Below are 22,949 nucleotides of genomic sequence, written 5' to 3'. Positions count from 1 at the left end.
CTTGACCTTCACACCGGCGTCAAGCGGCAGCCTCTTCGCCATGACGAACACTGCCGCAGACACCCGAATTCCCGCCACGGCCCCTGTCGGCCCCCGGATTTCCGCCGCGCCTTCCGCCGCCTTCCCGCCGCTGTCCACCACCGTCGCCGGGGCGCCCGGCGGTCGTGGCCTGCTCCTGGCGCACGGCGCGACCGGCAGCGTCCTGAGCAACTACGGGGAGCTGATCCCCGTACTGGCGGCCTCCGGCCACCGCGTGGTGGCCCCGGACTACCCGGGGTCGGGCGACACCCCGCGCGCCACCGCGCCCCTGACGCTGGACGCACTCGCCGACGCCCTGGTGGCCGAGGCCATCGCCGCCGGGCTGGAGACCTTCACGCTGATCGGCTTCTCCATGGGGACGGCCGTCTCCGTACGGGCCGCCGCGCGCCACCCCGAGCGGGTCACCGGCCTCGTCCTGGCCGCGGGACTCGCCCGTGCCGACGCCCACATCACCCTCTGGATGGACCTCTGGCTGCGCCTCCTGGAGCGCGGCGACTACGCGGCCTTCGCCCAGGCGCGGGCCGTCAGCGGGTTCTCCCGGGAGTACCTCAACGGGCTGTCACCGCAGGCGCTGAGCACCGTACTGGACCCGGACCCGTCCCTGCCGCCCCGGGGGTCCGCCGAACAGGCCGCGCTGGTCAAGGAGTTGGACACCACCGCCGACCTCCCCGGTATCCGCGTCCCCACCCTGGTCATCGCCACGACGCGGGACCCGCTGGTCCCCCCGTCGCACTCCCGCTACCTGGCCGACCGCATTCCCGGCGCCGAGTACGCCGAGATCGCCACCGGGCATCTGCCGATGGTCGAGGGCCCGCGGAAGTGGCAGGAGCTGGTCGAAGGGTTCCTCGCCCGGCACCGGCTGTGACGCCCGCCGCGGCCCCCGATTAGGGTCGTCGGCGTGGACGACGCGACGACGAGCAGCGGGAAGACGCCGAGGACGGGGGGCACCGGGAGGCCGGGAGGCGGCCCCGGCGCCAAGAGTGAGCAGACCCGGCGGCTGATCCTCGAGACCGCGCTGCGCCTCTTCCGGGAGCGCGGTTACGACAAGACCACCATGCGGGCCATCGCCCAGGAGGCCGGGGTCTCCGTCGGCAACGCGTACTACTACTTCGCCTCCAAGGAGCATCTGGTCCAGGGCTTCTACGACCAGATGGCCGAGGAGCACGCGGCCGCCGTCCAGGACGTTCTCGCGCGGGAGAGCGGGCTGGCGCGGCGGCTGCGCGGGGTGCTGCTGGCGTGGCTGGACATCGCCGAGCCGTATCACGAGTTCGCCGCCCAGTTCTTCAAGAACGCCGCGGACCCGGCCAGCCCGCTCAGCCCGTTCTCCGACGAGTCCGAGGGTCCCCGCGAGGCCGTCATCGACCTGCACCGCCGCCTCCTGGCCGGCGCCGACATCAAGGCGGACCCCGAACTCGCCGAGCAGCTGCCCAGGTTGCTGTGGCTGCAGCAGATGGGCCTGGTCCTCTACTGGGTCCACGACCGCTCCGAGCACCGCGCCCGCAGCCGCGCCCTGGTCGAACGCACCTCGCCCCTGGTCGCCCGCGCCATCGCCGCCTCGCGCTTTCGCGTACTGCGCCCGCTGGTGCGGGAAGTGACGGACGTCCTGAGCGAGTTCCTGCTGCCGGCCGGGAGCCGCGCCGTGCCCGGCCGCCCCTCGTCGGCCAACCCTGAGACTGTCACCGAGAACTCATGACTTTCGTCGGTACCGGGCGTGATCACCCGCCCGTACGCTCGAATCATGAAGCGAATTCACCGTAGTGCAGCCGTTTTAGCCGCTCTTGCTCTCGCGCTGCCGCTGCCGATCGCCGCGGCGGGCACGGCCTTTGCGGCGCCGCCGTCCGCCGTGACGGCTTCGGCCCCGGCCCCTTCCTCCGTACAACTCGAGCTCCCCCGCCCCACCGGTCCGTACGCCATCGGGCGCGACACCCTGCACCTGGTCGACACCTCGCGCCGGGATCCATGGGTTCCGTCCGCCGGTGCACGCGAGCTGATGGTGTCGATGTACTACCCGGCGCACGCCGGCAGCGGCGGGGCGACCGCGCAGTACATGACCACCGAAGAGGCCCGGCTCCTCCTCGAAAAGCAGAAGCTGGGCAAGACGTTCCCGCCCGAGCTCCTCTCCGGTACGCACACCAACGCCCGCACGGCCGCCCGCCCCCTGGCGGGCAGACACCCCTTGGTGGTCCTCTCGCCGGGCTTCTCCCTCAACCGCGCCACCCTCACCCTCCTCGCGGAGGATCTGTCCTCCCGCGGCTATGTGGTGGCAGTCGTGGACCACGCCTACGAATCCTTCGGGACGGCCTTTCCCGGCGGCCGCACCCTGACCTGCGTCGCCTGCGACACGGTGAAGAACGCCCCGACCCAGGAGGATTCCAGGAAGCTGCTGGCGAAGGTGGCGGATGGCCGGGCGACCGATATCTCCTTCGTCATCGACCAGCTGACGGGCCGCCACGGCGCCCATGACGCCGCTCCCGCCCGTAGGTTCTCCCGCCTCATCGATGCCCGGCGGATCGGCGCGGCCGGGCACTCCATCGGGGGCAACGCCGCGGCCACCGCCATGGCCGGTGACCGGCGGATCCGTGCCGGTGTGAACATGGACGGCACCTTCTTCTCCGCCCCCGCCCTGGGCGGACGTCCGTTCCTGATGCTCGGTACCAAGGCGGGACATTCGCCCGATTCCGAGGACACCAGCTGGCCGAAGTACTGGCAGTCGCTGGACGGCTGGAAGCGCTGGCTGACCGTCGCCGACGCCGGCCACTTCACCTTTATCGACCTGCCGGTCCTGGGCGCCCAGCTCGGGGTGAGCGACCCCTCGGCCCCGCTCTCCGGCAAGCGGTCCGGCGAGATAACCCGCGATTATGTGGGCGCCTTCTTCGACCAGCAGCTGCGCGGCATCCACCAGCCGCTGCTGGACGGGCCGTCGGCGGCCAACCCCGAGGTCACCTTCCAGTCTCCCTGATCCCGGCCCGGCCGGGGCGCCGCCCGGGAGGAGTTCCCGGGCGGCGGCGTCCCTCGGCGCTTATGCGCCCGGCCGCATCATCACGGCGTTCTTCGTCCTGTCGGTGAGGCGAGCCCGCTGCGCGAGTGCGGTGCGCTCGGCGTCGGCCTGTTCACGCCGCGCGGCGGTCTTCTCCCAGTGCGCGGGCTTCATGAACAGCATCGCCTTGCTTCCGGGCAACACCATCACACCACCGAAGGGCAGGTCACCCGCGACCCATACCCCCTCTTCCGTACCTCCCGGCCAGCGACGGCGTCCGGCCGCAGGGACAGCCAGCATCAGCGGCGCCCCGTGCTGCCCGCGTGTGGTCACGCGGACCTCGAAGACGTCGCCGTACGTCGTCCACCGCTCGCCCTTCCTGACCACCCGGGGGCGGAATTCCAGCGGATAGTGGCGGAGCACTCTCGCGCACTGGACGACACGGATCCCGTAAAGGGCACGGTAAACCGTGAAGATCAATACGCCCATTCCCGCAACGGCCAGCACCCAGGGAAAGGGCGAGTCGACAATGCCGAGGCGTCCCAGCGTCACCGGGATCGCCGCCAGGAAAACAGCGAGAAGCAGACGCGAAGCGAGAAGCCGGGCCAGCATGAGGTAGTTGACCTTGAGCACCTGCGCCACATCCGGGGCCTCGGCCGGGGCCGGGTTCTCCACGGGCTCAGCCCCAGGCCTGCCCGCCGGCGTTCTTACGGCGACGGGACGAGGCGACGACCGCGACGACGATGCCCACGACGACCAGCACGCCCACACCGATGCCGCCGTAGAGCAGCAGCGTGCCGTTGCCGCCCGTCGACTCCCCGGCGTCCTGGCTCTTGTCCGCACCCTGGGCAGCCCCGGCCTGCGCCGGCTTGCCCTTCGGCATCGGCAGCGGGCCCTCCTTCGGACCGGCCGCGATGTCCTTCCGCAGGGCGGGGCCGGGCTGGATGTAGCCGTATCCGTAGTGCGCGTCGGGGAGCTTGAGGCCCTTCTGGTCCTTGGGCAGGCCGGCCGTCTTCACCAGGCGGTTGGCGATCTGCCCCGGGGTGAGGTCGGGGAACTTCTCCTTGAGGAGGGCGGCCGTGGCGGAGACGTAGGCGGTGGCTTGCGAGCTGCCTTGCGTGCCCCCGTCGTAGCCCGAGTCGCTCTTGCCCGACGCGACCGGAAGCTTCACACCGGGGGCGAGCAGATCCGTGTCGGCGTTGTGGTTGTTGAATTCCGCAGGCATGCCGTACTGGTCGACCGCTCCGACACCGATCACCCCGGGGCAACCCACCGGATACGTCCGCTTGGTCACGGCGTCGTTGCCCACTCCGGCCACGACCACAACGCCCTTCGAGAGGGCGTAGGCGACGGAATCGCACTCATCGCCGCTCTGCCCGCCGCCGTAGGACATGTTGATGACGTCGGCACCGTGGTCCACGGCCCAGCGGGTGGCCTGGCCGCCGACGCCGTACTCCGGGACCGGGAGAATCTTGGCACCGGGCGCCAGCCCCTTGACTCCTTCGGAGCCGCCCGGACCGTGCCCGTGTGCCGCAATGATCGAGGCCATGGCGGTGCCGTGGTCGCGGACATCGTCTTCACCCGGACCGAGGTTCTTCGCGGCTTCGGCCTCGGCCTTCTTGCCGAAGCCCGGTTCGGCCAGGAACTGCCCCTTCAGGTCCTGGTGGGTCTCCCGGAAGCCACTGTCGAGCACGGCCACCGTCACGCCCTTGCCGGTGGCGTCCTTCCACAGCTGCTGGGACCCGAACGCCTCCAGCGGCCACAGATCCTTACGTGTTTGATCTGCGGCGGCGGGACCGCTCGCGGTGATGAGCAGCGCTCCGGTCAGCGCAGCACCCACTGTCGCGCGCAGTGTTCGGGTGACCCTCATTCTTGGCTCCTTCTCGCTGTGCTGTCCGGGCGGCAGTGTTCCATCCGAAGAAAGGCCCCGCACCCTCGGGTGTGGGGCCACTCCTTACCTGCCGCCGTACGACCGTGACGTCGGCCTACTCGATGACACGCGGCGCCACATTACGTTGCGAGGTCCACGTCTCTTCGTCCTCGACCAAGTAGTCGGGGCGCTGCTTGCTGTTGCGCTCCTTCTCCCGGCCGTCCTTGCCCTTGGCTCCGGCGGCGCCCATGCCGGCGTTCTTGCCGCCACGGCTGCGGTGCAGCCCCGAGCCGCCCTGCTTGGCGCCGCCCGCGGGGCCGCCCGGCTTGCCGGCCAGACCACCACGCGTACGGGCCTGCGCACCGCTGCGCCCGGCCGCGCCCGCGGCACCCGCCGAGCCGCCCTTGGCGCCGCCCACGCCCGGCATGCCGCCGCGCATCCCGCCGGCACCGGCCGGCGGGCGTACGCCGCCGGGGCGCATGCCGCCGGGCACGCCGATGACTCCCGGCGGCATCGCGCCGCCGGGGAAGCCGCCGGTCCCGCCGGACGAGCCGTGTCCACCGCCCGGCGCTCCGCCGCCGTATCCGCCGGCGGTCGGCGGCGGGGACATGAGGCCGCCCTGCACGCTGTCCAGTCCCGTGTTCACGGGCAGTTCCGGCCGGTGGACCTTGGGACCGTCGAAGCCCGCCGGGACGGCGCCGCCGGCCACACCGTTGGGCCTGGTCGGTTCGACGGAGGACGGGTCCGGGTGCGTGCCACCGGTGACCGGCATCCGCACCGGAGGCGGCGACGGGTTGTGCGAGGGCTCCGTCGGCCAGTCGCCGTGCGGGCCGTCGCCGGTGTCCTCGATCCACCCTTTGGAGCGGTTGGTGTAGTGGTGCGCCAGCTCATCCATCACGATGACCGCCTCGACCTGGCGCTCCTTGCTCAGGGACAGACTGTCCCGGTTGAGCTCCAGCGCCTGACGGGCGTCCATCTTCGGGTTGGCCATGTCCAGTTTGAACTGGCTGTCGTCACCGCTCGAGTCCATCGCGCTGTCGACCTTGCCCGGGTCATGGATCTTCGACATGGCCGTCATGGCCTCGCGGACGTTGTGCGCAAGGCCCACATGCGAGCCCAACTCACGCGTGCCGATCAGCGACGACTCCATCTTCCGGGCATGCCGGTAGGTCCTGTCGATCTTGCTGAGCACCTTCATGGCTTCCCTGCGGAACGCGTCGGCCGCCGAGCCCTCCCAGTGCGCGGATGCGTGATCGACCGCGTCCATGAACTTCTTCCGGACGCCGCCGTTCCCGTCCTCGCCCCCGAGCACGTCGGCGGAGGAACGCCAGTGGTTCCCGGCGGTCTCCATCGTCCCGGGATTGGCGTGCGCGATCATGGCGCGGAGCGCGTCGATGCCGTGGTGGTGGAAGTCGGAAGGAGAGTGCGGGGTCAGGCGCTCGTCCTTGAACGACTTCAGCCGGTCTGCCCGCTCCTGATCCTTGCGCTGCTTCTCCATCGCCGCAGCGGATTCGCGCTCCTGCCTGGCGTCAACCACGCCGGCCCCCCTTCATCGTCGTCCCTTTCATCCTCGCCCGTGCGTCATCCTGGAAGCTCAGCCGTTCATCGAGACCTTGGTCCCGTGCTCCTGGTCCTCGTAGGCACCGCGGCTGGCCTCGGTCTTCTCACCGAATTTGTGGATGAGGTCCTGAAGTGCCGAGACGACGTCCGACAGATATCCCTGCATCTGGTCATGGGCGCCGGAAATTTCGCCCGCCTCGAGGAAGTTGATGCCGAATGCCGACTTCGGAATATTCGTGCTGTACTTCACCTTCTGGCTTGTTTGATCCATATCGCCCTGAAGGCGCCTGAGCTGGCGTACGACGCCGTCCAGCTCGTCGATATTGACCTTGAAGCTTTTCCCCATGACTGCTCCCCGTAACTCGCGCACCCTGCTCGCCCGCGCCGCGCCGCCCACCCTCACCGGGCGCCACCACGGCAGGAGGGTTATGGGCAGCGTAAAGTCAATAAAGATTACGGAGTTGGCGGCCGAAATGGCAAGATCGTAAGTCGTGATCTGTCCGATTCGCGGTGTAATGCAACCGCACTTCGTCGGCAGTCCGTTACCAACGTACCCGCGCGGTGCGCCGTTAACCGTTCACGGGCCGCGCCACGGCCGGCCCCGTGCCGTCACGACTGCCGTCCCGGGCGGCGGAACTACGCCCGCAGCGAGGCAAGTTCGACAACGGTGACATCCGGCGGAGCCCCCACCCTCACCGGCGGCCCCCAGGCGCCCGCGCCGCGGGTGACGTACAGCTGGGTGTCGCCGTAGCGCGCCAGGCCCGCGACGGTGGGATTGGTGGCCGCGGCGAGGTAGGTGACGGGCCACATCTGGCCGCCGTGGGTGTGGCCGGAGAGCTGCAGATCCACGCCGTGCCGGGCGGTGTCGTGGATGGTGACGGGCTGATGCGCCAGCAGAACGACGGCGCGGGCCGTGTCCCGTCCGCCGAGGGCCCGTCCGTAGTCCGGTCCCGCGTGCTCGCTTTCCCCTGCCAGGTCATTGATCCCGGCGAGATCGAAACCGGGAAGTTCGGTGCGCGCATTCTCCAGCGGATGGACGCCCAATTCCCGTACATGATCGACCCATTGCGCCGCACCCGAGTAATACTCGTGATTTCCGGTGACGAAGTACGACCCGTAACGGGATTCCAGCGCGCGCAGCGGCTCGGCGGCCGGTCCCAGGTCGGGGACGCTGCCGTCCACCAGGTCGCCGACGATGGCCACCAGGTCCGGGCGGGTCCGGTTGATCGTGTCGACGATGCGCCGGGTGTGGGCGCGGCCGAGGACCGGGCCCAGGTGGATGTCGCTGACGACGGCGATGCGGAAGCCGTGCGCGGCGCGCGGCAGTTTGGCCAGCGGGACGGTGACGCGCTTCACGCGGGGGCCGCGCAGCGTCGTCGCGGTGCCGTACCCGACGGTGGCGACCGCGGCGAGGGACGCACCGGCCGCGACCGCCCGCGCGACGAAGAGCCGGCGGGGCGGGGCGGGGAGCGGCGGCAGGGCGGGGGTGTGCGGCGGGAGGAGGGTAGGGGTAGGGGGCGAGGAGGGGGAGGAGGGGGAGGAGGGGGAGGAGGGGGAGGAGGTAGAGGTGGCAGGCGGCGCGGGATCGGGGGCGCCGATGGCCGCCGGCTCCGGACGCCGCGCCGGGGCCACCCGCGGCCACACCGCCAGCCACACCGCCCGTACGGCCTCCCCCGCCAGCAGCGCCAACACCAGGTAGAGCACCAGCGCCAGCCACAGGTATCCCGGCCAGGCCAGCACCTGCTGAAGCACGAACGGCGCGCCGAGCCGCCCGGCGAGCAGCGCGGCGAGGGCGAGCAGCGGGAGGGCGAGGGCCGCGACGGTGCCCGCGCGCCGCGCCCGGCCGCCGGGCGCGGTGGTATCGCGGATCAGCCGGCACCACAGATAGCGGTGTACGCCGAAGAACAGCCCGAGGACCGGGACCACGATCAAAGCGAAGATCACGCCGACTCCCCGGAATTGCCGAATGCCTGCCGGTCCCGCACGCTATAGGACCACTTCGGGGGCGATCGACACCCGGCCAACCGCGCGGGGCGGCGGCGGAGTTGAGCACCCCGGGCGGTTCCGCCACTGCCATGATTGACGCCATGACGACTTTCGACGGTGCCCGGATCGAGTTCTGCGAGGACGGGTGGGCCGGGGACGGCAAGGTGGCGCTCACCCTCGCGGTCCGGGGGCGGACCGCCCAGGGACGGTGGCTCACCGAAGCGGACGCGCGGTGCTCGCTGGCCGGCCTCGAGGACGTCGAACTGCTCGCGGAGAACTGCGGCTGTCTGTTCGTCAGCGAGGACGGCCGGCAGGAGGCGACCGACCTGCTGGCCGCGGCATTTCCGGGCGCCGGCATCCACTGCTACGAACTGGGCGAGGAAGCCGGGCGCGCGCTGGAGGCGACGGGCGCGTCCCCCTTCTGGGAGTGCGACGTCACCTGGGAGCCGTGCGAGAACTGCCCGTAGACGTGACCCCGGTCACCCGTCCGTCGGGGACGACGGTTCAGCCCGGGCCGCCTCCCGCCGCAGCGCCCGCACTCCCCGGAACCCGATGACCCCGATCACCGTCCCCAAGAGAAAGGACGTCACCGCGAGCAGTAGGTGCACCCAGAAGTACGCGGTCGGGTCGCCTGCCGCATTGAAGGCGAGGCCGCTGCCGTCCTGCCACAGATTCTTGACGAAAGTGATCCAGATGAACCAGCTCCAGACCCCGAAGGCGAGCAGGAACCAGGACACGGGGCGAGAGAGCTTCATGGCTTCCAGTATGGGCAGGGGCTCCATCCGGCGGTCGGGTGGGGCACTCTTCCGTGGGGTGATGTCTGGGGTGGGCGACCGGCCGGGTACGTTCTGCGACGTGCCGACGACCTTTGCTGATCCCACGGCCTCCACTCCTTCGACCCCTTCGGCCCGTAACCGGCCTTCGGGCCCTTCGGACGCGCCCGCCGCGCCGCCCCGCCGCCCCGCGCGCGCCGTGGCCGGTCTGGCCGCCGCCGCGCTGCTGGCGTCCCCGCTGCTGGCCGGTACCGCGTACGCCGTCCCCGCGGACGGCAAGCAGCCGAAGGCCCCGGCGCCGCCCGCCAAGATGTCGGCGGTCGGCGGGGCCCGGCTGGGGCAGCCCGGCGTCCAGGTGGGGCAGCTGGCGGCGGGGGCACCGAAGCTGCCGGGGGCGGCCGCGCTGACCGCCCGTTCGTGGATCGTCTCGGACGCCGCGACCGGTGAGGTGCTGGCCGCCAAGAATCCGCACTGGCGGCTCGCGCCGGCCAGCACGCTGAAGATGCTGTTCGCCGACACGGTGCTGCCGAAGTTCCCCAAGGACGAGAAGCGCACGGTCAAGCCCGCCGACCTGGAGGGGATGGGCGCGGGCAGCAGCCTCGTGGGGATAAAGGAGAACCTCTCCTACTCGGTGCACGACCTGTGGCTCGGGGTGTTCCTGCGCTCCGGCAACGACGCCGTGCACGCGCTGTCGGCGATGAACGGCGGCACGGAGGCCACCGTCGCCGAGATGCAAAAGCGCGCGAAGGAGCTGAACGCCACCGACACGCATGTCGTCACGCCGGACGGCTATGACGCGCCGGGGCAGGTCTCCAGCGCGTACGACCTGAGCCTGTTCGCCCGCGCGGGGCTGAAGAACGCCGACTTCCGCGAGTACTGCTCGACGGCGAGCGCGCAGTTCCCGGGTGAGCCGGCGAAGGGCGGCAAGCGGAAGACGTTCGGGATCCAGAACACCAACCGGCTGCTGAGCGGCGACTACGACATCAAGCCGTACCCGGGCATCGCGGGGGTGAAGAACGGCTCCACCACGAACGCCGGGTCGACGTTCACCGGGGTCGCCGAGCGCGGCGGCCGCAAGCTGCTCGTCACGGTCATGAATCCGCAGAAGAAGGAGCACAACGAGGCCTACCGGGAGGCCGCCCGGCTCCTGGACTGGGGATTCAAGGCGTTCGGGAAGGTGGAGCCGGTCGGGCGGCTGGTCGGGCCCAAGGACGAGGAGGACCGGGCGGCCCGCGGAAAGCGGCACAGCGACGGCGGCAACGCGTTGGATCCCCAGATGGCCAGGCAGAGCGCCGACGACTCGAGCGGTGTCTGGACGACGGTGGGGATCGCCGGGGGCGGGCTGGTGCTGGCGGGGCTGGTGGCGCTGGGGGTGCTTCGGCGGCGGTCCCGTGCGGGAGGCGAGTAACGGTCAGGCACGGGGGCGGGGCCCGGCGGGGTCCGGCTTCGCCCCCTCCGCCGGCTCCCCCTCGGGCCGGGCACCCGGTGTGGCCGTCCACGCCGCGCAGAACACCAGCAGCTTCGCCGTGAAGTTGATCCACAGCAGCAGGGCGATCGGGGTGCCGAAGGCCCCGTACATGCTCCGCGCGGCGACGCCCCGCAGATAGCCGCTGAGCAGCAGCTTCAGCAGTTCGAAGCCGATCGCGCCGATGAGGCCCGCGACCACGACGGCGCGGCGGGGCGGGTGGGCGCCGGCCAGTTTGGTCAGGACGAAGACCAGCATCAGGAAGTCCGCGAGGACGGCGATGCAGAAGCCGGCGGCGGAGAGCAGTACGGAGCCGATGCCACCCTCCGGCAGGCCGATGGCCTCGGCGACCTTGCCCACCGCGGCGGTCGCGAAGGTCGAGCAGGCGACGGAGAGCAGCGCCACGCCGCCGAGGCCGACCAGCAGCACACCGTCGCGGAGCTTGCCGACGAAGAAGTTGACGTCGTCCTTCTCCTTCTCCCACACCGCGCCCAGGCAGTCGCGCAGCGACTCGACCCAGCCGATGCCGGTGAACAGCAGCAGCGCACCGGCGATCAGGCCGACCGTGGTGGCGTTGTTGACCAGACCCACCAGGTCGAGCTGTGCGGAGATACCGGGGACCTGCTCGGCGAGCTTGGCCTGGAGCTGGTGCAGCTGGCTGTCGCTCAGCACGGCGGCGCCGATCGCGGCGCCGACGGTCAGCAGCGGGAAGAGCGCGATGAAGCTGGTGAAGGTGATCGCGGCGGCGAGCCGGGTCCAGTGCACCCGCTGCATGCGCTCGTAGGCGCGCCACGGGTGGCTGGCCATCAGCCAGGTCACGCCGGGCCGGATCGCCGGGCCGATCACCGGCAGTCTGGTCAGCCAGTCCATGGGTCCCCCTCATTCGCCAGAGCCGCCGGCCGACAGCGTCAGCCGCCAGCCGCCAGCCGTCCGGAACATCAACTTCCGCATACCCCGGAGCGGCGGCGGCCCATACATGCGTACCGGGCCATGCCCTTGGGCTGTGGGCGCGGCGGCTCAAAGGTCGGCGACCGCCACCGCGTACAGCGCGATCCACACCAGGCCGATCGCGGCCAGTGGCCGGTCCCGCAGCAGTACGTCCTCCGGCGCGCCGGCCGTACCGCGGTCGGCGAAGACGGCGTAGCGCAGTACGGCAAGTATGAACGGCACCATCGACAGCTGGCGCCAGGGCAGCGCGCCCGCGCTCGTGCCGCCGCTCTCCAGCGCCCACAGGCAGTACGCGAGGACCGCGCCGCCGGCCGCCAGCTGCCAGACGAAGCGCAGATAGCCCTCGGTGTACTCGCGCAGCAGCGCCCGCGTCTCGCCGCGCCTCGCGGCCATCTGGAGCGCCTCGGAGTACCGCTTGGCGGCGACGACGAACAGGGCGCCGAAGCCCGCAGTGATCAGGAACCAGCGGGAGAGCGGGATGCCCAGCGCCAGTCCGCCGACCATCGAGCGCATCAGGAATCCGGTGGTCACCACGACGAGATCGACGACCAGGACGTGCTTGAGGCTGATGCAGTAGGCGAGTTGCATCAGGAGGTACGCGGCGATCAACGCGGCTGTAGCGGTGTTACAGAGCGCCGCGGTGGCCAGCGGCGTCAGCACCGCGAGCAGCCCGCCGGTCCCGTACGCGAGGGGTACGGGGACCTCGCCGGCGGCCACCGGACGGCGGCACTTGTCGGGGTGGGCCCGGTCGGCGGCCGCGTCGCGGGCGTCGTTGATGAGGTAGACGGCGGCCGCCGCGGCCGTGAACAGCACGAATATCAGGGCGAGTTGGGAGAGGGCGCGATGGCGGAAGAGGTCGCCCGCGGCGGCCGGAGCGGCCAGAACCAGGACGTTCTTGATCCATTGACGCGGGCGCGCGGTACGCAGCAGCCCTCTCGCCACGCCACTCCCCCGCGGCCCGCCGACCGCCATACCGGCCGGGACGACCCGGGGCGTGGGCCGCGGCGGCGGCTCCTCCAGGAGTGCGGTGCGCTCAGCCATGGGCACCGCCCGGGGCGGGCCCGGCGGATATGCCGAGCGGGTGCATCCAGCGGACGCCCATCCATGCCATGAGGGCGCCCGGCACCGCGGCGGCCGCGGCCGAGCCGGCACGGGAGCCGGGGAAGGAGCGGCGGCCCCTGACGGGGACGAAGGGCGCGCGGTCCCGGAGGCCGGCCCGGGGGCGACGTATCAGCCGCTTGCGGCCCGTGCTCGCCAGGGGCGCGCCGGATATCAGGGCCGTACCGCGCAGCGCCACGAGCAGACGATGGTCGATCTCCAGCGGGGTCAGTGGACTCATCTCCATCCGATCCGATCCGAGCGGCGACGGCGGGTACGTCGTCCTCTCGACTCTCACTGCCCGTTGGCCGAATTTCCTTACAATTAGCCCATCCACACCATTAATCACCCTTTTCGGCGAGCGACGGGCGGCCGAGGGGCCGGTAGCGGCCAATCACCCGATATCCGGCACTACCGTCGCTGACATGCCGTCCGACACCGCCGTCACGCCCCTGACGGGCTGGGGCCGCACCGCCCCCACCGCCGCCCGCCTCGTCCGCCCCGGCTCACCGGCCGAGGCGGTCGCCGCGCTGGCCGCCGTACGCGAGGGCGGACCACGCGGCGGCATCCCGCGCGGCCTCGGCCGGGCGTACGGCGACGCCGCGCAGAACGCCGGCGGCACCGTCTGGGACATGACCCGAATGGAGCGCATCCGCGCCGTCGACGCCAAGGCGGGCATCGTCGTGTGCGAGGCGGGGGTGAGCCTGCACCGGCTGATGCGGACGCTGCTGCCGCTGGGCTGGTTCGTACCGGTCACCCCCGGCACCCGCTATGTGACGGTCGGCGGCGCGATCGGCGCCGACATCCACGGCAAGAACCATCACGGCGCCGGCTCCTTCGCCCGCCACGTACGGTCCCTCGACCTCCTCACCGCTGGCGGCGAGATCCGCACCGTACGGCCCGGAACCGACCTCTTCGACGCCACGGCCGGCGGCCTGGGCCTGACCGGCATCATCCTCACCGCCACCCTCCAACTCCTGCCCGTGAAGACGTCGTTGGTCTTCGTCGACACCGAACGCACCACGGACCTCGACGACGCGCTGGCCCGTATGACGGCCACCGACCGCCTCTACCGCTACTCCGTCGCCTGGATCGACCTGCTGGCCCGCGGCCGCGCAACGGGCCGCTCGGTGCTCACCCGCGCCGACCACGCACCCCTCGACGCGCTGCCGCCCCGCGCGCGCCGCGACCCGCTCGCCTTCCGCCCCGTACGGCTGCCCCCCGCGCCCCCGCTGCCCCGGGGAATGCTGAGCCGCCCGGCCGTCGCCGCCTTCAACGCGCTCTGGTACCGCACGGCCCCCCGTCACCGCACGGGCGATCTGCGGAAGCTCTCCGCGTTCTGCCACCCCCTGGACGGCGTACCGCACTGGAACCGGGTCTACGGCCAAGGCGGCCTGGTGCAGTACCAGTTCGTGGTCGGGCACGGCCAGGAGGAGACGTTACGGCGCATCGTGCGGCGCATCGCGGACCGCCGCTGCCCGTCCTTCCTCGCCGTCCTCAAACGCTTCGGACCCGCCGGTCCCGGCTGGCTGTCCTTCCCCACCGAGGGCTGGACGCTGGCCCTGGACGTCCCCGCCCGGCTGCCCGGCCTCGACGCGTTCCTGGACGGGCTGGACGAGGAGGTCGCGGCGGCGGGTGGGCGGGTGTACCTGGCGAAGGACGCCCGGCTGCGGCCCGAGCTGCTGGCCGCGATGTATCCGCGACTGCCCGACTTCCGCGCGCTGCGGGCGGAGCTGGATCCGGGCGGGGTACTCATGTCGGACCTGGCGCGGCGGCTTGGCCTCTAGGGGGCGCCCCCTAAGGGTTGCCCGGGCCCCCTGTGGGCCGTCAACGCCGGGGCGGGGGTGGGAAATTCCTCCGCCCCTCCACCCCTCACCCAAGGAACCCCATGAAAGACGCCTTCGGAACCCCCCAGTCCCTGCTGGTGCTCGGCGGGACCTCCGAGATCGCGCTCGCCGGCGCCGCCCGCCTGGCCGTCCGGCGTGCCCGTACCGTCTGGCTGGCCGGGCGGCCCTCGCCGGCGCTGGAGGAATCCGCGCAGCGGCTGCGTGCCCTCGGCGCCCGGGTGCGTACGGTCGCGTTCGACGCGCTGGACACCGACCGCCACGAGGAGATCCTCGGCAAGATCTTCGCCGAGGGAGACATCGACATGGTGCTGCTGGCCTTCGGCGTGCTCGGCGACCAGCCGCGCGACGAGAACGACCCGGCAGCGGCCGTCCGGATCGCCCGGACCAACTACACCGGCGCGCTCTCCGCCGCCCTGATCTGCGGCCTGGCCCTGCGCCGCCAGGGCCATGGATCGCTGGTCGTGCTGTCCTCGGTGGCCGCCGAGCGGGCCCGGCGCTCGAATTTCCTCTACGGATCGAGCAAGGCGGGGCTGGACACCTTCGCCCAGGGCCTGGGCGACTCCCTCCGCGGGAGCGGCGTGCACGTGATGGTCGTACGGCCCGGCTTCGTCCACACCAAGATGACCGCCGGCCGCGACGCCGCCCCCCTGGCCACGACGCCGGAGGCGGTCGCCGAGGCGATCGAGGACGGGCTGCGCCGGCGCGCCGACATCGTCTGGGTGCCGGGCACCCTGCGCTATGTGATGTCGGCGCTGCGCCACGTACCGCGCGCGGTGTTCCGCCGGCTGCCCCTGTAGGACCGGCCGAGACCCGCGACGTCCGGCGAGGCCCGGCCCGCTACGAAGCGGGCGCCGACGGCCGCGAGAGGTCCGCCTGCCGCGGCACCCCTGCCGTCTGCGGGCCGAACGGATACTCCCGCTCCAGCCGCCACACCGCATCCGCGCCCTGCTGGTAGAGCGCGAAGGCGCCGATCGTCCAGGTGGCGGAGAAGTCCTTCAGGTCGGCGTGGGCCCGGTCCATCGCCTCCTCGGCGATGCCGTGCGCGACCGTGACATGCGGGTGGTACGGGAAGGCCAGCTCGCGGGCGCACGGGCCGGAGGCGGCACGGACCCGGGCCTGGAGGGCGGTGCAGCCCACCTCGCCCTCGGCGACCTTCACGAAGACGACCGGGGACAGCGGGCGGAAGGTGTCCGTGCCCTCCAGCCGCAGCGGGAAGGGGCGGAAGGAGGCGGCGACCTCGGCGAGGTGCGCGTCGATGGCGGGCAGGGCCTCCGCGCCGACCTCCGTCGGGGGAAGGAGGGTGATGTGGGTGGGGATGCCGTGCGCGGCGGGGTCCCCGAAGCTCTCGCGCTTCCTTTGGAGGAAGCTTCCGTAAGGCTCCGGGACCGCGATCGAAACGCCCAGTGTGACGGGCCCCACGGCATTCTCCCTCCTGAAGTCCAAAGCTCTCTGACGTCCCCGGTCGGCGCGCTCGCGCGCACCGGCCGACGGGACGTTTTCACGCGCCGGCTATCAGTGTGCCGGGTGCGCGCCCGCGGCGGGCGGCGTCCGCGGCCCTGTTACCGGCGGGCACCTCCGCCCCCGGAGGGGGAAGGGGAGCCCTCGGCCGCCCGCGAAGCCGGCCGTGGCCGGCCCCGCGGGCGCTCCGCTCAGTGCTTGGCCGGCAGGAATCCGAGCCGGTCATACGTGGTGGCGAGGGTCTCGGCCGCCACCGAACGGGCCTTCTCCGCACCCTTTGCCAAGATCGCGTCCAGCGTCTCGGCGTCGTCCAGATATTCCTGCGTACGGTCCCGGAACGGTGTGACGAAATCGACCATCACCTCGGCGAGGTCGGTCTTGAGAGCGCCGTACATCTTGCCCTCGTACTGCCGCTCCAGGTCCGCGACGGACGTGCCCGTGAGGGTGGAGTAGATCGTGAGGAGGTTGGAGACGCCCGGCTTGTTCTCGGCGTCGTAGCGGATCACCGTGTCGGTGTCCGTCACCGCGCTCTTGACCTTCTTGGCGGTCGCCTTGGGCTCGTCGAGGAGGTTGATCAGGCCCTTGGGGGTGGACGCCGACTTGCTCATCTTGATCGACGGGTCCTGCAGGTCGTAGATCTTCGCCGTCTCCTTGAGGATGTACGGCGCCGGGAGCGTGAAGGTCTCGCCGAAGCGGCCGTTGAAGCGCTCGGCGAGGTCGCGGGTGAGCTCGATGTGCTGCCGCTGGTCCTCACCGACGGGTACGGCATTGGCCTGGTACAGGAGGATGTCGGCGACCTGGAGGATCGGGTACGTGAAGAGGCCGACGGTGGCGCGGTCGGCGCCCTGCTTGGCCGACTTGTCCTTGAACTGCGTCATCCGGCCGGCCTCGCCGAAGCCGGTGAGGCAGTTCATGACCCAGGCCAGCTGGGCGTGCTCGGGGACATGGCTCTGGACGAAGAGGGTGCAGCGCTCCGGGTCGAGTCCGGCCGCCAGCAGCTGGGCGGCGGCCAGCCGGGTGTTGGCGCGCAGCTCGGCCGGGTCCTGCGGGACGGTGATCGCATGCAGGTCGACGACCATGTAGAAGGCGTCGTGGGACTCCTGCAGCGCCACCCACTGGCGGACTGCGCCGAGGTAGTTGCCGAGGTGGAAGGAGCCGGCGGTGGGCTGGATTCCGGAGAGGACACGCGGACGGTCGAGAGCCATGGCACCGATTGTCTCAGGTCGGCGGGCGCTCCCGGGCGCGTGGTCGGGGAGTGGACGGCGGGGCGGTGGCCGGGCCTTGGGGGGACCGGCCGCCGGCTGCCGGAGCGGCCGGCGGCCCGTCCGTCCGTCCGCGGTCAGTCGCCGGTCGGCAGCCCGGGGGCCGGATACGCGGCCATCAGCTCCGCGACCTCCCCCCGGATCGCGGCCAGGGCGGCCTCGTCGCCGGTCCCCGCGGCCGCCACGCCGCGCTCGATCCACTCCGCGACCTGCGGCATCCGGTCCGTGCCCAGGCCCCGGGAGGTCAGCGACGGGGTGCCGATACGGATGCCGGAGGGGTCGAAGGGCTTGCGGGGGTCGAAGGGGACGGTGTTGTAGTTGACGACGATCCCGGCACGGTCCAGGGCCTTGGCGGCGACCTTGCCCGGTACGTCCTTGGACGTCAGGTCGATCAGCACCAGGTGGTTGTCCGTGCCGCCGGAGACCAGGTCGAAGCCGCGGGCCAGCAGCGCCTCGGCGAGCGCCTTGGCGTTGGCGACGACGGCGTGCGCGTACTGCGCGAAGGCGGGCGTGGCGGCCTCGCGCAGGGCGACGGCGATGGCGGCGGTGGTGTGGTTGTGCGGGCCGCCCTGGAGGCCGGGGAAGACGGCCTTGTCGATGGCCTTGGCGTGCGTGGCGCGCGACATCAGCATCGCGCCGCGCGGCCCGCGCAGGGTCTTGTGGGTAGTCGTGGAGATGACGTCCGCGTGCGGTGCGGCGGACGGGTGCGCGCCGCCCGCGATCAGACCGGCGATGTGCGCGATGTCGGCGACGAGCACGGCGCCGACCTCGCGGGCGATCTCGCCGAAGGCGGCGAAGTCGATGGTGCGCGGGACGGCCGTACCGCCACAGAAAATGATCTTCGGGCGTTCCTTGCGGGCCAGGTCGCGTACCTCGTCGAAGTCGATCAGCCCGTTGTCCGCACGAACGCCGTACTGCACCCCGTTGAACCACTTCCCGGTGGCCGAGACGCCCCAGCCGTGGGTGAGGTGGCCGCCCATCGGCAGCGCCATGCCGAGCACCGTGTCGCCGGGCTCGGCGAAGGCGAGGTAGGCGGCGAGGTTGGCGGGCGAGCCGGAGTACGGCTGGACGTTGGCGTGCTCCACGCCGAAGACGGCCTTGGCGCGCTCGACGGCCAGGGTCTCGACGCGGTCGATGTTCTGCTGGCCTTCGTAGTAGCGACGGCCGGCGTAGCCCTCGCTGTACTTGTTCTGGAGGACCGTTCCGGTGGCTTCCAGGACGGCGGCCGAGACGTAGTTCTCGCTGGGGATCAGCCGCAGCGTGTCGGCCTGGAGCCGTTCCTCGGCGCCGACGAGCTCGGCCAGTTCGGGGTCCGCGGCGCTGAGCGCGGGGTGCGAGAGGGGACGGGGAAGCGTCATGAGGTTTTCCTCCGGGGCGGGCGATCGGTGGTCCGGTCGTGGTCCCGGGGTGCCCAGGCGGGGCGACACCTCGTGAGGGCCGCCGAGGCGGCCGCGCACCGCTCCCTCGGGGTCATTTCCCCGTACGCCAGTCGCGGTGTGCACCGCACAGCCTATCGAGAGTCACACTGGAAAGGGGCGCCGAGTGCGGCGCAGCACGCGCACCGCCACCCGCACAGGCGCCCACGCCGGCATCCGCCGACCGAACGGAGCCTCCGGTGACGTCCACGGAAACGGCCCGCGCCATCGCCGCCGCCGATGCCCACAGCGCGCACAACTACCACCCGCTGCCGGTCGTGGTGGCCACCGCCGAGGGTTCCTGGATGACGGATGTGGAGGGGCGGCGCTATCTGGATCTGCTCGCCGGATATTCCGCGCTGAATTTCGGCCATGGCAACCGCAGGCTGCTGGATGCGGCCGCCGCCCAGCTGGAACGGGTCACGCTGACCTCCCGCGCCTTCCATCACGACCGGTTCGGTGCCTTCTGTACGCAGCTGGCCGAGCTGTGCGCGATGGAGCTGGTGCTGCCGATGAACACCGGCGCCGAGGCGGTCGAGACGGCGGTGAAGGCGGCCCGTAAGTGGGGCTACCAGGTCAAGGGTGTCCCGGACGGCCGGGCGAAGATCATCGTCGCGGACAACAACTTCCACGGCCGGACGACGACCATCGTCTCCTTCTCCACGGACGAGGAGGCCCGCGCGGGCTTCGGCCCGTACACCCCCGGCTTCGCGATCGTCCCGTACGGCGATCTCGCGGCGTTGGAGGCGGTCGTCGACGAGGACACGGTCGCCGTCCTGCTGGAGCCGATCCAGGGCGAGGCGGGCGTGCTGGTCCCGCCGCCGGGCTATCTGGCGGGCGTGCGGGAGCTGACCCGTGACCGGAAGGTGCTGTTCATCGCCGACGAGATCCAGTCGGGGCTGGGCCGTACGGGCCGGACCTTCGCCTGTGAGCACGAGGGCGTGGTCCCGGACATGTACGTCCTGGGCAAGGCGCTGGGCGGCGGGGTGGTGCCGGTGTCGGCGGTGGTGTCCTCGCGGGAGGTGCTGGGCGTCTTCGCGCCGGGTGAGCACGGGTCGACGTTCGGCGGGAATCCGCTGGCGTGCGCGGTGGCGCTGGAGGTCATGGCGATGCTGCGGACCGGTGAATTCCAGGCGTGGGCAACGGAGTTGGGCGAGCATCTGCACGGCGAGCTGGCGCCGCTGGTGGGCGGCGGCGCGGTGGACGCGGTGCGCGGGCGCGGGCTGTGGGCGGGCGTGGACATCCACCCGTCGCGCGGCACCGGGCGGGAGGTCGCGGAGCGGCTGCTGGCGCACGGGGTGCTGGTCAAGGACACCCACGGCGCCACGATCCGGATAGCGCCGCCGCTGACGATCAGCAAGGCGGACCTGGACTGGGGCCTCGACCGGCTGCGGGGCGTGCTGGGCGGTTAGGGCCTGTCCGATGGGTCATGCCCGGGGCTACGGGCCGGGCCTCCGGCCCCCGGGGCCGCTCAAGGAATCACATGCGGCAGGAACCGCGCGTACTCGTCCGTCACCGGTCCCGCCGACTCCCGGATGCCCAGCCCCGCCGCCTCGTCCTCGACGACCCAGGCGCCGAGCACCACCCGGTTGCCGTCGAAGTCCGGCAGCGGCGCCAGCTCCTGGTAGCAGCAGGGGTCTTCGGGACCGCGCGGGACCGCCTGCCCGCCCGGCTCGTGCAGCGTGACGCCCTCGCCCTCCCGGCCGAGCAGCGGCTTGGCCACGTACCCCGTCGTCTCCGCCAGCTCCCGCGGCCCGTCCAGATAGGCGGGCAGCAGATTCGGATGCCCGGGGAACAGCTCCCAGAGGACGGCCAGCAGCGCCTTGTTGGACAGCAGCATCTTCCAGGCGGGCTCGATCCAGAGGGTGGAGCCGGTGCCGCCGCCGTTGTCGAGGGTGTCCAGGACGTGCGGGCCGAAGTCGTCGGTGGCCAGCCATTCCCAGGGGTAGAGCTTGAAACAGGCCCGGATGAACCGCAGCCGCTGGTCGACGAAGCGGCCGGAGAGCCCGTCCCAGCCGATCTCTTCCATGGGGATCGCGACGGTCTCCAGGCCGGCCTGCTGCGCCGTCTCCTCCAGATAGGCGACGGTCATCAGGTCCTCGCCGAGCTCATCGCCCGCGGGGTGCGCGAAGTGCAGCGGCGCGCCGGGCGGCAGCAGCGCCGCCTGCCGCTTCCAGGCGTCCACCAGCCGCTCGTGCAGCGAGTTCCACTGGTCGGCGCCGGGGAAGCGGTCCTCCATCCAGAACCACTGGGGGCTGGCCGCCTCGACCAGCGAGGTCGGCGTATCGGCGTTGTACTCCAGCATCTTGGCCGGTCCGCTGCCGTCGTACCGGAGGTCGAACCGCCCGTATACGGACGGCAGTTCCGCGCGTCGCCGCCAGGACTCGGCGATGAGCGAGGCCAGCCGGGGATCGTCGATCCCGAGATCGCCGAAACGGTCCCGCTCCACGATGTGTGCGGCGGCGGCCAGACACATCCCGTGCAGCTCCTCGACGACCTCTTCCAGCGCCTCGACCTCGGGCAGCGAGAACTCGTAGTACGCGCTCTCGTCCCAGTACGGGCGCAGCGAGTCGTCCGGATAGCGGGTGAGCGGGTAGATCAGGCCCTGCGCCTCGACGGTCTGCTGCCAGCCGGGGCGGGGTGCGATGGTGTGCCGTTTCATGCCTGTTCCCGCTCCCGCTCAGCCGCCGTAGCGGCCGTGCGAATGCGAGCCCGAGCCCGAGCAGCCGAAGCCGCCGCGGTTGACGGCCGTGCTCTTGCTGAACGTCCCCTGGTCGGCGTACCGGCCGCTCGACCCGTCCGCCCCGTAGTACCACTGGGCGTCCACGGACTGCTTGCCCGTGGCGCCGCCGCGGCCGGTCTTGCCGTAGCCGCCGCTCGTACCGCTGCTGCTTCCGGAGGACGAGCCGCCGCCCGCCGAGCAGCTCTTGGCGTCGACGACGCGGTAGCCCGTGCCCGCGGCGTAGCTGTTGCGGTCGACGCAGCGCTTGTCCGGCTCCGAGCCGCAGGAGGTGAGGGCGGCGGCCAGCGCGCCCATGCTCCCCAGGATCACCGTGCTCGACCGCAATCGCCGGCGTGCCTTGTCGGCCATGTCGTGAACTCCCCCGTGGACGGACCTGATGTATCGGCCGGGCCAGCCTAGAGGGCGTCCCGGCGCCGGCCGGGAACGGCCCCGCCCGGTTTCCGACTCCGCCCCCTACAGTCGCTTCATGGTCCTTGGGATGATCTGTGCCCTTGCCTCGGCGGTGTGCTTCGGCACCGCGTCCGTCCTACAGGCCGTGGCCGCACGGGGCGCCGCCCCCGGCACCGGTTCGGGCGTCGACGCGCGGCTGTTGCTGCGGGTGCTGAAGGAGTGGCGGTATCTGCTCGGGCTGGCGCTGGACGGCCTGGGGTTCGTACTGGAGCTGAGCGCGCTGCGGGCGCTGCCGATCTATACGGTCGGTGCGGCGCTCGCGGCCACCCTCGCGGTGACGGCGGTGGTCGCGGCGCCGGTGCTGGGCACCCGCCTCAGCCGCGCCGAGTGGGGCGCGGTGGCGCTGGTCTGCGGCGGGCTCGCCCTCCTGGGGCTCTCCTCCGGCGAGGAGGGCCATCTACGGGGCACGACCGGGCTCCGTATCGCGGTACTGCTCTTCGCGCTCGCCGTCCTCGCGTCGGGCGCACTGGCCGGCCGCCTCCCGGACCGCGCCCGCCCGGCGGCCCTCGGCCTGGGGGCGGGCTTCGGCTTCGGCGTGGTGGAGGTCGCGGTCCGCCTCCTCGACGACTTCGCCCCGTCCGCCCTCCTGACCAACCCCGCCACCTACGCCCTCCTCATCGGCGGCGGCGCCGCCTTCCTCCTCCTGACCACCGCCTTCCAGCGCGGCTCGGTCACCGCCGCCACCGCCGGCATGGTGATCGGCGAAACCATCGGCCCCGCCCTGGTCGGCGTCGCCTGGCTCGGCGACCGCACCCGCGAAGGCCTGGCACCACTGGCCGTGACGGGCTTCGCCCTGGCGGTGGTGGGGGCGCTGGCGCTGGCTCGGTTCGGGGAGGCGCCACGGACGACGGAGACGAAGCCGGATGCTGTGGCCGCGGCGGCCGGGCGCCCAGCGCGAGAGCGGCGGGACCGCTGACCTGCGTCCCCGCAAGGCGAATTGGCAAGCGTCGCCATCACAGCCGGGTTCCGCCGGTACTCCTGCTCCAGTGCGGTCCGAGGGGAGTAGCTGATGCCCGTCCCTCCGGCAGAGGATGGCCGTCCAGGGGCAGTGCGGGCGG

General features: G+C 72.0%; 23 protein-coding genes. 9 read left to right on the top strand and 14 right to left on the bottom strand.

Going from position 1 to position 22,949, the window contains the following annotated elements; genetic code table 11:
- Positions 1 to 40: 40 nt before the first annotated feature.
- The 3 genes from ACIRPT_RS16780 to ACIRPT_RS16770 are packed head-to-tail and all read left to right on the top strand — an operon-like array spanning position 41 to position 2,998.
- Positions 41 to 904 carry an alpha/beta fold hydrolase gene (locus ACIRPT_RS16780; RefSeq protein WP_403827649.1) on the top strand — a complete coding sequence of 288 codons (864 nt, stop codon included), beginning with the start codon at positions 41 to 43 and terminating at the stop codon, positions 902 to 904.
- 33 nt (positions 905 to 937) lie between these two features.
- Positions 938 to 1,732 carry a TetR family transcriptional regulator gene (locus tag ACIRPT_RS16775; protein ID WP_403827647.1) on the top strand — a complete coding sequence of 265 codons (795 nt, stop codon included), beginning with the start codon at positions 938 to 940 and terminating at the stop codon, positions 1,730 to 1,732.
- A gap of 45 nt (positions 1,733 to 1,777) precedes the next feature.
- The gene (locus ACIRPT_RS16770) at positions 1,778 to 2,998 is read left to right on the top strand and encodes an alpha/beta hydrolase family protein (RefSeq protein WP_403827645.1); all 1,221 of its coding nucleotides are present in this window, start codon (positions 1,778 to 1,780) and stop codon (positions 2,996 to 2,998) included.
- Positions 2,999 to 3,058: 60 nt separating this feature from the next.
- Here the strand turns inward: ACIRPT_RS16770 and ACIRPT_RS16765 are convergent, their stop codons facing one another.
- The 5 genes from ACIRPT_RS16765 to ACIRPT_RS16745 all read right to left on the bottom strand — a co-directional run bounded on the left by ACIRPT_RS16765 (position 3,059) and on the right by ACIRPT_RS16745 (position 8,390).
- Positions 3,059 to 3,691: a hypothetical protein gene (locus ACIRPT_RS16765; RefSeq protein ID WP_403827643.1), complete on the bottom strand. Its 633-nt coding sequence runs from the start codon at positions 3,689 to 3,691 to the stop codon at positions 3,059 to 3,061.
- A gap of 4 nt (positions 3,692 to 3,695) precedes the next feature.
- Positions 3,696 to 4,886 (bottom strand): S8 family serine peptidase, encoded by a 1,191-nt coding sequence (locus ACIRPT_RS16760; protein WP_403827641.1) that lies wholly within the window; start codon positions 4,884 to 4,886, stop codon positions 3,696 to 3,698.
- 115 nt (positions 4,887 to 5,001) lie between these two features.
- Positions 5,002 to 6,423 carry a WXG100 family type VII secretion target gene (locus ACIRPT_RS16755; protein WP_403827639.1) on the bottom strand — a complete coding sequence of 474 codons (1,422 nt, stop codon included), beginning with the start codon at positions 6,421 to 6,423 and terminating at the stop codon, positions 5,002 to 5,004.
- 57 nt (positions 6,424 to 6,480) lie between these two features.
- On the bottom strand, positions 6,481 to 6,792 hold the full coding sequence (locus tag ACIRPT_RS16750; protein ID WP_403513511.1) for a hypothetical protein: 312 nt from the start codon (positions 6,790 to 6,792) through the stop codon (positions 6,481 to 6,483).
- A 290-nt stretch (positions 6,793 to 7,082) separates the two neighbouring features.
- Positions 7,083 to 8,390, bottom strand: coding sequence for a metallophosphoesterase (locus tag ACIRPT_RS16745; protein ID WP_403827637.1), 1,308 nt, complete (start codon positions 8,388 to 8,390; stop codon positions 7,083 to 7,085).
- Between the two features lie 143 nt (positions 8,391 to 8,533).
- Here ACIRPT_RS16745 and ACIRPT_RS16740 point away from each other — a divergent pair, with 143 nt between their 5' ends.
- Positions 8,534 to 8,899, top strand: coding sequence for a hypothetical protein (locus tag ACIRPT_RS16740; RefSeq protein ID WP_403827635.1), 366 nt, complete (start codon positions 8,534 to 8,536; stop codon positions 8,897 to 8,899).
- Between the two features lie 12 nt (positions 8,900 to 8,911).
- Here ACIRPT_RS16740 and ACIRPT_RS16735 read toward each other — a convergent pair whose 3' ends face one another.
- Positions 8,912 to 9,187 (bottom strand): SCO4848 family membrane protein, encoded by a 276-nt coding sequence (locus ACIRPT_RS16735; protein WP_403827633.1) that lies wholly within the window; start codon positions 9,185 to 9,187, stop codon positions 8,912 to 8,914.
- Between ACIRPT_RS16735 and ACIRPT_RS16730 the strand changes: the two genes are divergently transcribed.
- Positions 9,186 to 10,613, top strand: coding sequence for a D-alanyl-D-alanine carboxypeptidase family protein (locus tag ACIRPT_RS16730; protein WP_403827631.1), 1,428 nt, complete (start codon positions 9,186 to 9,188; stop codon positions 10,611 to 10,613). The genes ACIRPT_RS16735 and ACIRPT_RS16730 overlap by 2 nt on opposite strands.
- A gap of 3 nt (positions 10,614 to 10,616) precedes the next feature.
- Here the strand turns inward: ACIRPT_RS16730 and ACIRPT_RS16725 are convergent, their stop codons facing one another.
- The 3 genes from ACIRPT_RS16725 to ACIRPT_RS16715 form a co-directional block, all read right to left on the bottom strand.
- A complete protein-coding gene (locus tag ACIRPT_RS16725; RefSeq protein ID WP_403827629.1) occupies positions 10,617 to 11,540 on the bottom strand; it encodes a YihY/virulence factor BrkB family protein in 924 nt (307 codons plus the stop codon).
- Positions 11,541 to 11,687: 147 nt separating this feature from the next.
- On the bottom strand, positions 11,688 to 12,659 hold the full coding sequence (locus ACIRPT_RS16720; RefSeq protein WP_403827627.1) for a decaprenyl-phosphate phosphoribosyltransferase: 972 nt from the start codon (positions 12,657 to 12,659) through the stop codon (positions 11,688 to 11,690).
- The gene (locus ACIRPT_RS16715; protein ID WP_403827625.1) at positions 12,652 to 12,957 is read right to left on the bottom strand and encodes a hypothetical protein; all 306 of its coding nucleotides are present in this window, start codon (positions 12,955 to 12,957) and stop codon (positions 12,652 to 12,654) included. Before ACIRPT_RS16715 ends, ACIRPT_RS16720 begins: the two co-directional genes overlap by 8 nt.
- 184 nt (positions 12,958 to 13,141) lie before the next feature.
- On the opposite strand from ACIRPT_RS16715, the gene ACIRPT_RS16710 reads away from it, so the two are divergent.
- Both ACIRPT_RS16710 and ACIRPT_RS16705 read left to right on the top strand, forming a co-directional pair.
- The gene (locus tag ACIRPT_RS16710; RefSeq protein ID WP_403827623.1) at positions 13,142 to 14,503 is read left to right on the top strand and encodes an FAD-binding protein; all 1,362 of its coding nucleotides are present in this window, start codon (positions 13,142 to 13,144) and stop codon (positions 14,501 to 14,503) included.
- Positions 14,504 to 14,604: 101 nt separating this feature from the next.
- The gene (locus ACIRPT_RS16705) at positions 14,605 to 15,360 is read left to right on the top strand and encodes a decaprenylphospho-beta-D-erythro-pentofuranosid-2-ulose 2-reductase (protein WP_403513537.1); all 756 of its coding nucleotides are present in this window, start codon (positions 14,605 to 14,607) and stop codon (positions 15,358 to 15,360) included.
- Between the two features lie 40 nt (positions 15,361 to 15,400).
- On the opposite strand, the gene ACIRPT_RS16700 is transcribed toward ACIRPT_RS16705, so the two are convergent.
- From ACIRPT_RS16700 to glyA, 3 genes are all read right to left on the bottom strand, one after another.
- Positions 15,401 to 15,982 (bottom strand): 2'-5' RNA ligase family protein, encoded by a 582-nt coding sequence (locus tag ACIRPT_RS16700; RefSeq protein ID WP_403513539.1) that lies wholly within the window; start codon positions 15,980 to 15,982, stop codon positions 15,401 to 15,403.
- Between the two features lie 230 nt (positions 15,983 to 16,212).
- On the bottom strand, positions 16,213 to 17,226 hold the full coding sequence (trpS, locus tag ACIRPT_RS16695; RefSeq protein ID WP_403513542.1) for a tryptophan--tRNA ligase: 1,014 nt from the start codon (positions 17,224 to 17,226) through the stop codon (positions 16,213 to 16,215).
- Between the two features lie 134 nt (positions 17,227 to 17,360).
- The gene (glyA, locus tag ACIRPT_RS16690) at positions 17,361 to 18,641 is read right to left on the bottom strand and encodes a serine hydroxymethyltransferase (RefSeq protein ID WP_403827620.1); all 1,281 of its coding nucleotides are present in this window, start codon (positions 18,639 to 18,641) and stop codon (positions 17,361 to 17,363) included.
- A 257-nt stretch (positions 18,642 to 18,898) separates the two neighbouring features.
- Between glyA and rocD the strand changes: the two genes are divergently transcribed.
- On the top strand, positions 18,899 to 20,110 hold the full coding sequence (rocD, locus tag ACIRPT_RS16685; RefSeq protein WP_403827618.1) for an ornithine--oxo-acid transaminase: 1,212 nt from the start codon (positions 18,899 to 18,901) through the stop codon (positions 20,108 to 20,110).
- 59 nt (positions 20,111 to 20,169) lie between these two features.
- Here rocD and ACIRPT_RS16680 read toward each other — a convergent pair whose 3' ends face one another.
- A complete protein-coding gene (locus ACIRPT_RS16680) occupies positions 20,170 to 21,360 on the bottom strand; it encodes a glutathionylspermidine synthase family protein (RefSeq protein ID WP_403827616.1) in 1,191 nt (396 codons plus the stop codon).
- A gap of 18 nt (positions 21,361 to 21,378) precedes the next feature.
- Positions 21,379 to 21,789, bottom strand: coding sequence for a hypothetical protein (locus tag ACIRPT_RS16675; RefSeq protein ID WP_403513554.1), 411 nt, complete (start codon positions 21,787 to 21,789; stop codon positions 21,379 to 21,381).
- A 118-nt stretch (positions 21,790 to 21,907) separates the two neighbouring features.
- Between ACIRPT_RS16675 and ACIRPT_RS16670 the strand changes: the two genes are divergently transcribed.
- Positions 21,908 to 22,807 carry a hypothetical protein gene (locus ACIRPT_RS16670; RefSeq protein ID WP_403827614.1) on the top strand — a complete coding sequence of 300 codons (900 nt, stop codon included), beginning with the start codon at positions 21,908 to 21,910 and terminating at the stop codon, positions 22,805 to 22,807.
- Positions 22,808 to 22,949: the final 142 nt, after the last annotated feature.

Source organism: Streptomyces sp. NPDC101227 (assembly GCF_044767545.1).
Classification (GTDB): domain Bacteria; phylum Actinomycetota; class Actinomycetes; order Streptomycetales; family Streptomycetaceae; genus Streptomyces.
The sequence above is the reverse complement of the archived record's forward strand: the minus strand, read 5'-3'. Positions and strand labels throughout refer to the sequence as shown.

What these genes read in the sequence shown, in the direction of transcription:
- ACIRPT_RS16780 (WP_403827649.1), top strand. Translation starts at nt 41, where the DNA reads ATGACGAACACTGCCGCAGACACCCGAATTCCCGCCACGGCCCCTGTC.
- ACIRPT_RS16770 (WP_403827645.1), top strand. Translation starts at nt 1,778, where the DNA reads ATGAAGCGAATTCACCGTAGTGCAGCCGTTTTAGCCGCTCTTGCTCTC.
- ACIRPT_RS16760 (WP_403827641.1), bottom strand. Translation starts at nt 4,886, where the DNA reads ATGAGGGTCACCCGAACACTGCGCGCGACAGTGGGTGCTGCGCTGACC.
- ACIRPT_RS16750 (WP_403513511.1), bottom strand. Translation starts at nt 6,792, where the DNA reads ATGGGGAAAAGCTTCAAGGTCAATATCGACGAGCTGGACGGCGTCGTA.
- ACIRPT_RS16740 (WP_403827635.1), top strand. Translation starts at nt 8,534, where the DNA reads ATGACGACTTTCGACGGTGCCCGGATCGAGTTCTGCGAGGACGGGTGG.
- ACIRPT_RS16730 (WP_403827631.1), top strand. Translation starts at nt 9,186, where the DNA reads ATGGCTTCCAGTATGGGCAGGGGCTCCATCCGGCGGTCGGGTGGGGCA.
- ACIRPT_RS16735 (WP_403827633.1), bottom strand. Translation starts at nt 9,187, where the DNA reads ATGAAGCTCTCTCGCCCCGTGTCCTGGTTCCTGCTCGCCTTCGGGGTC.
- ACIRPT_RS16725 (WP_403827629.1), bottom strand. Translation starts at nt 11,540, where the DNA reads ATGGACTGGCTGACCAGACTGCCGGTGATCGGCCCGGCGATCCGGCCC.
- ACIRPT_RS16720 (WP_403827627.1), bottom strand. Translation starts at nt 12,659, where the DNA reads ATGGCTGAGCGCACCGCACTCCTGGAGGAGCCGCCGCCGCGGCCCACG.
- ACIRPT_RS16715 (WP_403827625.1), bottom strand. Translation starts at nt 12,957, where the DNA reads ATGAGTCCACTGACCCCGCTGGAGATCGACCATCGTCTGCTCGTGGCG.
- ACIRPT_RS16710 (WP_403827623.1), top strand. Translation starts at nt 13,142, where the DNA reads ATGCCGTCCGACACCGCCGTCACGCCCCTGACGGGCTGGGGCCGCACC.
- ACIRPT_RS16705 (WP_403513537.1), top strand. Translation starts at nt 14,605, where the DNA reads ATGAAAGACGCCTTCGGAACCCCCCAGTCCCTGCTGGTGCTCGGCGGG.
- trpS (WP_403513542.1), bottom strand. Translation starts at nt 17,226, where the DNA reads ATGGCTCTCGACCGTCCGCGTGTCCTCTCCGGAATCCAGCCCACCGCC.
- glyA (WP_403827620.1), bottom strand. Translation starts at nt 18,641, where the DNA reads ATGACGCTTCCCCGTCCCCTCTCGCACCCCGCGCTCAGCGCCGCGGAC.
- ACIRPT_RS16680 (WP_403827616.1), bottom strand. Translation starts at nt 21,360, where the DNA reads ATGAAACGGCACACCATCGCACCCCGCCCCGGCTGGCAGCAGACCGTC.
- ACIRPT_RS16675 (WP_403513554.1), bottom strand. Translation starts at nt 21,789, where the DNA reads ATGGCCGACAAGGCACGCCGGCGATTGCGGTCGAGCACGGTGATCCTG.
- ACIRPT_RS16670 (WP_403827614.1), top strand. Translation starts at nt 21,908, where the DNA reads ATGGTCCTTGGGATGATCTGTGCCCTTGCCTCGGCGGTGTGCTTCGGC.